Annotated in this window: 5 protein-coding genes; 2 read left to right on the top strand and 3 right to left on the bottom strand. The window is 66.1% G+C overall.

The genetic code is table 11. The features are described 5' to 3' along the window. Positions 1-355: 355 nt before the first annotated feature. Positions 356-1,513: an MFS transporter gene (locus tag DM373_RS22400; protein ID WP_110995660.1), complete on the top strand. Its 1,158-nt coding sequence runs from the start codon at positions 356-358 to the stop codon at positions 1,511-1,513. Positions 1,514-1,618: 105 nt separating this feature from the next. Here the strand turns inward: DM373_RS22400 and DM373_RS22395 are convergent, their stop codons facing one another. The 3 genes from DM373_RS22395 to DM373_RS22385 all read right to left on the bottom strand — a co-directional run bounded on the left by DM373_RS22395 (position 1,619) and on the right by DM373_RS22385 (position 5,648). Beyond that, entirely contained in the window at positions 1,619-4,093 is a 2,475-nt protein-coding gene (locus DM373_RS22395; protein ID WP_110995659.1) for a TonB-dependent siderophore receptor, read from the bottom strand. A gap of 96 nt (positions 4,094-4,189) precedes the next feature. Continuing rightward, entirely contained in the window at positions 4,190-5,146 is a 957-nt protein-coding gene (locus DM373_RS22390) for a FecR domain-containing protein (protein WP_110995658.1), read from the bottom strand. Then, a complete protein-coding gene (locus tag DM373_RS22385; protein WP_110995657.1) occupies positions 5,133-5,648 on the bottom strand; it encodes a sigma-70 family RNA polymerase sigma factor in 516 nt (171 codons plus the stop codon). The genes DM373_RS22390 and DM373_RS22385 overlap by 14 nt, the downstream gene beginning before the upstream one ends. Before the next feature lie 166 nt (positions 5,649-5,814). Here DM373_RS22385 and DM373_RS22380 point away from each other — a divergent pair, with 166 nt between their 5' ends. After that, positions 5,815-6,441, top strand: coding sequence for a DNA-3-methyladenine glycosylase family protein (locus DM373_RS22380; protein WP_110995656.1), 627 nt, complete (start codon positions 5,815-5,817; stop codon positions 6,439-6,441). Positions 6,442-6,514: the final 73 nt, after the last annotated feature.

Below are 6,514 nucleotides of genomic sequence, written 5' to 3'. Positions count from 1 at the left end.
CGATGCGACTTGCCCCGCGATTGACGGAACGCCCACCCCTGGCCTAGAGTGCCGCCTCCATTCTTCCACCTGCGTAGTTCAAGCAATGCGCCGTACCGATGTCTTCAGTTCCCCCCGCCAGCCTGTCGTCCCGACAGCGCGCCGCGCGTGGCCGAGCGACACGGTGCTCAAGCGTCGGCGCAGCGTGCTGTTTGCCTTCACCTTCTCGCCACACCTTGCCCTGAACTGATTCACGCCCCTGCGTTGCGCGCCTTACCCGGCGTGACGGCGGGCGTTTGCGTTCGATCATTTTTCAGTGGATTCAACTGCCGGCCAGGGCCAGAGCACCTGTGTGTCGGCGGGCAAGGAGTGGTACATGAACATGCGTTTGTTGGCGGGCCTGTTGTTCGCCGTGTCGGTGGTGGGTTTCAGCCTTGGGGCGAGCCTGCCGCTGGTGTCGTTGCGCCTGCACGAGGCCGGGGCGGGAACCCTGGAGATCGGCATCATTTCGGCGATCCCCGCGGCGGGCATGATGCTCTCGGCGTTCATGGTCGATGCCTGCTGCAAGCACCTGACCCGGCGCACCATCTACCTGCTCAGCTTCAGCCTGTGCACCCTGAGCATCGCCCTGCTGGAGTGGGCCTTCGACTCGATGCTGTGGCTGGCGCTGCTGCGCCTGGGCCTGGGCATCGGCATGGGCATCGCGATCATCCTCGGCGAGTCGTGGGTCAACGAGCTGTGCCCGGACCACAACCGCGGCAAGATCATGGCCCTGTACGCCACCAGCTTCACCGGCTTCCAGGTGCTGGGCCCGGCGCTGCTGGCGCTGCTCGGCGCCGACAGCCCGTGGCTCACCTACATCGTCACCGCCTGCTATGGCCTGGCCCTGCTGTGCATCCTGTTCACCGTGCCCAACGACCATGTCGAACACGAGGAAGGCGAGAAGAGCTTCGGCCTGGCCGGCTTCTTCCGCGTCGCCCCGGCGCTGTGCATGGCGGTGCTGTTCTTCTCGTTCTTCGATGCCGTGGTGCTGTCGTTGCTGCCGGTGTATGCCACCAGCCATGGTTTTGCCGTGGGCGTGGCGGCACTGATGGTGACCGTGGTGTTCGCCGGCGACATGATTTTCCAGTTGCCCCTGGGCTGGCTGGCCGACCGGGTCGAGCGTACCGGGCTGCACCTGGTGTGCGGGCTGGTGGCGATGAGTATCGGCATCGGCCTGCCGTGGCTGCTGCAGATGACCTGGCTGCTGTGGCCGCTGCTGGTGGTGCTGGGCGCCGTGGCGGGGGGCATCTATACCTTGGCGTTGGTGCTGATCGGGCAGCGCTTCAAAGGGCAGGACCTGGTCACGGCCAATGCCAGTGTCGGCTTGCTGTGGGGCGTGGGTAGCCTGGTCGGGCCGCTGGTCAGTGGCGCGGCGATGGATGTGGCGCCCCATGGGTTGCCAATGGCGCTGGCGCTGATGGCCGGGCTGTTCGTGTGTTTTGCCCGGCAGGCGTACCGGCGGGTGGGGCGGTTGGAGGCAGTGGCGGACTGATCCTCTTGTGCTGGCCTCTTCGCGGCTGAAGCCGCTCCCACAGGACATGCGCAGGCCCTGTGGGAGCGGCTTCAGCCGCGAATACGATCGCTCAGGCAGTGCAAGTCAGAACGTGCCGCGCAAGGTCACCGACACATTGCGCGGATCACCCCAGTAGTACCCGGTCGGCGTCGGTGCCACCTGGCGATAGTACTTTTTGTCGAACAGGTTGTTGGCGTTCAACTGCAGCGAATAGTTGTCGTTGAAGCGGTAGTTGACCATCGCGTTGTACACCGCATAGCCCGACTGCGAGGCCTCGGCGGTGCCGCTGCGGTTGTAGATGTCGCTTTGCGCCTGCACCCCGCCACCCACGGTCCAGGCCTGCAGCTCGCCCGGCAGGCGGTAGCTGGTGAACAGGCGCAACAGGCGCTTGGGGTCGGTGGTGCGGATCGGGTTGCCGTTGTTGCCCGTGGTGTCCTTCAGGTATTCGGTGGTGTTGTAGGTGTAGCCGCCGCTGAGGTTCCAGCCTGGCAGCACTTCGCCGGAGATTTCCAGCTCGAAGCCCTGGCTGCGGTTCTTGCCCGCGGCCACCTTGCAGTAGCCGCTGGTGTAGTTGGGCAGGCACGGGTTGGGGCCGCTGATGTCGTCCAGCGCGTTGCCCACCTGATAGATGCGGAAGAACGCCAGCGAGGTGTTCAGGCGCCCGTCGTAGAACTCGCCCTTGATCCCGGTCTCGTAGGCTTCGCCGGTCACAGGTTCGAGCACCGAGCCTGCGGCGTCGGTGTTGGTCTGCGGGTTGAAGATCTCGGTGTAGCTGGCGTAGGTGCTGAAGTTGTCGTTCAGGTCGTAGATCAGCGCGGCGTACGGCACGATCTTGTTGTCGACGCTGAATTTGCCATTGGCCTTGGTGTTGTTTTCCTGCTCGTAGTCATACCAGTTGGCGCGCGCGCCGATGATCGCGGTGAGCGGATCGGCCAGGGAGATGCGCCAGGTGGCGTAGGCCCCTTCCTGGGTGGTGCGGGTGCGCACCGGGTGGGCGGTGATGTTGATGTCCGGGTTGGCCAGGCTGGTTTTCGGGTCCCAGGTGCGGATGTCGAACACCCCGGAGGTCACGAAGTTGGTGGCCGAGGCATAGGAGTCGTTGCGGATGCGCTCCACGCCGAGCATCAGCTCGTGGCTGCGGCCGAGCAGGTCGAACGGGCCGTTGAGCGTGGCGCTGAGGTTGTTCTGCAGGCTCTCGCCGCCATCGCCCTCGGTGACCTGGTAGTTCATCAGGTAAGGGTTGCGGCTGGGGTTGGCGGCCCCGGTGGCGCGGGTGAAGTAGGTCTGCTTGAAGCCGTTGTCGTCCAGCTCGAAGTGGGTGCGCTGGGCCATCAGCTTGAGGGTCCAGTCGTTGTCGAAGCGGTGCTCGAGCTCGGCGAACGTCTGCAGGTTGCTGCGGTTCCAGCGGTTCCAGTCGGCGCCCAGGTAGGTGCTGCGGCCGAACGGCAATGGCGAGCCATCGTAGTCGGCGGGCAGGTTGCCCCAGGCGCCAGTGGCGTCGAGCTGGGTCCATTCAAGGCCGGTGGTCAGGGTGGTGCTGTCGTTCAGGTCGAACGCCATCACCCCGTACAGCACGTCCTTGCGCTCCTGGCGCGATTGCTGGAAGTGGTCTTTCTCGTCATGCACCGCGATCACCCGGCCGCGCACGTTGCCGGTCTCGGTCAGCGGCCCGGAGATATCGGCGACGTAGCGCTGGGCATCCCAGGTGCCCAGGGTGACGCTGCCTTCGCCCTGGAATTCGTAGGTAGGGCGCTTGCGCACCAGGTTGACGGTGCCCGACGGGTTGCCGGCGCCACGCAGCATGCCGGTGGCGCCCCGCAAGATCTCGGCGCGGTCGATGATCGCCGAGTCGCTCTGGATGAACGAACCGCCGCCACTGCTCTGCACCACGGTTGCGCCGTCGTACTGGATGGCGTCGATTGCGTAGCCGCGGGCGAAGTACTGCACCCGCTCGCTGTCGGTGAGGTTGACCACCACGCCCGGGGTCTGTTCCAGCAGGTTGGTGAGGTTGGTGATGTTCTGGTCGTCGATACGCTGGCGGGTGACCACGGTGACCGACTGTGGGGTGTGGCGGATGCTCTGTGGGGCCTTGCCGATGGTCACCGCGCCGGTGGTGTAGGAGCCGCTGTGCTCGGTGGTTTCACCCAGGCGGTCGCTGGAGATGCTGGTGGCGCCCAGCTGCAAGGCATCACCGGCGTCCAGCGCCGGGATCAGCAGGAAACTCTGCTCGCTTTGCTGCTGCATCTGTACGTCGCTGCCATGCAGCAGGATCTGCAGGGCCTGGGCGTTGTCATAGTGGCCGCGCACGCCGTTGGTGGTCCTGCCCTTCAGGCCGTCGGCGTCGAACGACAGGTTCAGCCCGCCCTGGCGCGCCATCTGGTCCAGCGCGACGGCCAGCGGACCGGCCGGGATGTTCCAGTCGCGCTGTTGGCTCTGGCTTGCCGGCGCGGCGCTGGCCTGTGCCGGCAGCAGGCCGACGGTGGCCAGGCCAAGGCCAAAGGCGGCGCCGCGCATGGCGTTGCGCAGGGTGTCGTTGCGGGGGGCACACGGGCGAATCATGAAGCGCTCCTGAAGGTTGTGAAGACCACTTTGCGGGCTTTGTTCCTTCAGGCCGGACGAGAATGAGATTTCACCTCATTTATTTTCACGATTTTTTCACGCGGCATCGATGCTCACCCAGTAACGCGTGCGGTAGTCGATGCGCACCGGCAGGTTGCGCGCGATCAGCAGCAGAATCTGATCGGTATCGGCCAGCTGGTAGGTACCGGACACCTTCAGCCCGGCCACCGCCGGCGCGCAGCGCAGCAGGCCCGGGCGGTAGCGCGACAGTTCGTCGACGAACTCGCCCAGTGGCATCTGCTGCACGCTGAGCACGCCATCGGTCCAGCCCCACGGGTCACCGTGCAGCGTGGCCGGTTGATAGCCCCCCGTCGCCAGCACCTGCACCACCTCACCGGGCTTGACCTGATGGGCTGCGGCAGAGGCGGGGAACAGCGTCACGTCGCCCCGCCGTACTGCCAGCAGCAGGCCCCGGGTGTTCTCGCGCAGCAGCAGTTGGCCGCCCTGGGTGGCCAGGGCGGCGAAGGGGGTGGCGATGCGGAACGGGCGATTGTCGCTGGCATTGCTGTCCAGGCTCACCTCGCCACGTATCAGTGTCAGCTGGCGCAGATCGGCGCTGTAGCGCAGGTCGATGGCGCTGGCGGTGTTGAGGCGGATGCGGCTGCCGTCACTGCCCTGCAGCTCGCGGCGCTGACCCGTTGCGGTGCTGCTGTCGGCCAGCAGTGCCGGTAGCCCCAGCGGCTCGCGCGCCACCCAGCCCAGCGTGCCACCCAGCGCCAGTACCGACAGCAGCTTCAGCTGGTCGCGTCGGTTCATGCGTTGACGTTCGCTGCCCTCCAGGGTACGACGGCTCAACTCCACGGGCAGGCTGGCCAGTTCGTCACTCAGTTCGCTGACCCGTTGCCAGGCCTCGGCATGTTGCGGGTGGCTGGCCAGCCACAGCTGGAACTGTTGCCTGGTACGCGGGCCGGGGCTGTCGTAGCGCAGCTTCACCAGCCAGTCGATGGCCTGGTCGACCTGGGCCTGGGTGGGCTGTTGGTCAGAGGTCGGCATAGCGCAACCGATAGCAGACGCCCAGGGCCTTGGCCAGGTCGCGTTCGACCGTGGCCCGCGACACGTCCAGGCGCAGGGCGATCTGGGCCAGGGGCAGGCCGTCGAGCTGGGCCATGAGGAAGGCCTGGCGCGCGCGGGGCTTGAGGCTGTGCAGGGCGCTGTCGAGGCGTTCGAGGGTGTCGAGGATGACCAGGCGCTGCTCTTCGCTGGGCGCTTGCAGTTCCGGCAGGTTGGCCAGGCTTTCGAGGTAGGCTTTTTCCAGGGCGCGGCGGCGGAACTGGTCGATCATCAGGCCACGGGCAATGCTGCTCAAGTAGGCACGCGGCGCTTTCAGCGGTGAAGCCTGGCGCGCCTTGAGCAGGCGCACGAAGGTGTCCTGGGCGAGGTCGGCGGCGTTGTCCCGGCAACCGGTGCGGGCGCTGAGCCAACCGCGCAACCAACGATGGTGGGTGCGATAGAGCAGATCGACTTCGGCCGGTTGCAGCGTGTCAGGGATCTGCATCGTCTGGAGAGCCTTGCCCGGTTAATGTGATTGTGAATTGTTCTCAATTCTATGCGGGCGACACGGTCAGATCAACGGTATACCAAGGATTCGAAGCGCAAGATTGAGCGTTTCGCCGATGAACGGTTGCGCTAGGCTGAAGCTTTCAGCCTGTTCGAGCTACCCGATGATCCTTGCAGACCTTACGCCCCAGGCCTTCGCTGCCGCCGCCGAGCACCTGGCCGGGCAGGATGCGGATTGGGCGCGGCATATTGCCGTGACCGGCCCGTGCCTGCATGCCGCCACCCCGGGGCGTGAACCCTACGAAACGCTGGTGCGGGCAATTGCCTACCAGCAGCTGCATGCGCGGGCGGCGGAAGCGATTCTTGGGCGATTGCTGGCGCTGTTTCCCGGGCAGTGCTTTCCAGCGCCCGAGCAGTTGCTGCGGGTCACGCCGGAGGCGATGCGTGCCTGTGGGTTTTCCGCCAGCAAGACCGCGACCCTGCAGGGCATTGCCCAGGCCAGCCTGGGCGGCATCGTGCCCAGCCGCGACGAAGCATTGACCCTGGCCGATGATGCACTGATCGAGCGCCTGGTAACGCTGCGCGGCGTGGGGCGCTGGACGGTGGAGATGCTGCTGATCTACAGCCTGGAGCGCTCGGATATCCTGCCGGTGGATGACTTTGGCGTGCGCGAAGGGTATCGGCGGATGAAGGGCCTGGAGAAGGCGCCGACGCCTGCGCGGATGCGGGCCCTGGGAGACGTGTGGAGCCCATACCGGACGGTGGCGGCCTGGTATCTGTGGCGCGCATGACCAGGCAAGACGCATCGGCGCGTGGGAGCGGGCTTGCCCCGCGATGGGGCCGGTGTAATCACCGCAAGAATCG

Origin of the sequence: Pseudomonas sichuanensis (assembly GCF_003231305.1) — a bacterium.
In the GTDB taxonomy this organism is placed as follows: Bacteria; Pseudomonadota; Gammaproteobacteria; order Pseudomonadales; family Pseudomonadaceae; genus Aquipseudomonas; species Aquipseudomonas sichuanensis.
Note: the sequence above shows the minus strand (reverse complement) of the source record. Positions and strands in the feature narration are given on the sequence as shown.

Coding starts and splice junctions, on each gene's coding strand:
- DM373_RS22380 (WP_110995656.1), top strand. CDS start 5,815: ATGATCCTTGCAGACCTTACGCCCCAGGCCTTCGCTGCCGCCGCCGAG.
- DM373_RS22395 (WP_110995659.1), bottom strand. CDS start 4,093: ATGATTCGCCCGTGTGCCCCCCGCAACGACACCCTGCGCAACGCCATG.
- DM373_RS22385 (WP_110995657.1), bottom strand. CDS start 5,648: ATGCAGATCCCTGACACGCTGCAACCGGCCGAAGTCGATCTGCTCTAT.
- DM373_RS22400 (WP_110995660.1), top strand. CDS start 356: ATGAACATGCGTTTGTTGGCGGGCCTGTTGTTCGCCGTGTCGGTGGTG.
- DM373_RS22390 (WP_110995658.1), bottom strand. CDS start 5,146: ATGCCGACCTCTGACCAACAGCCCACCCAGGCCCAGGTCGACCAGGCC.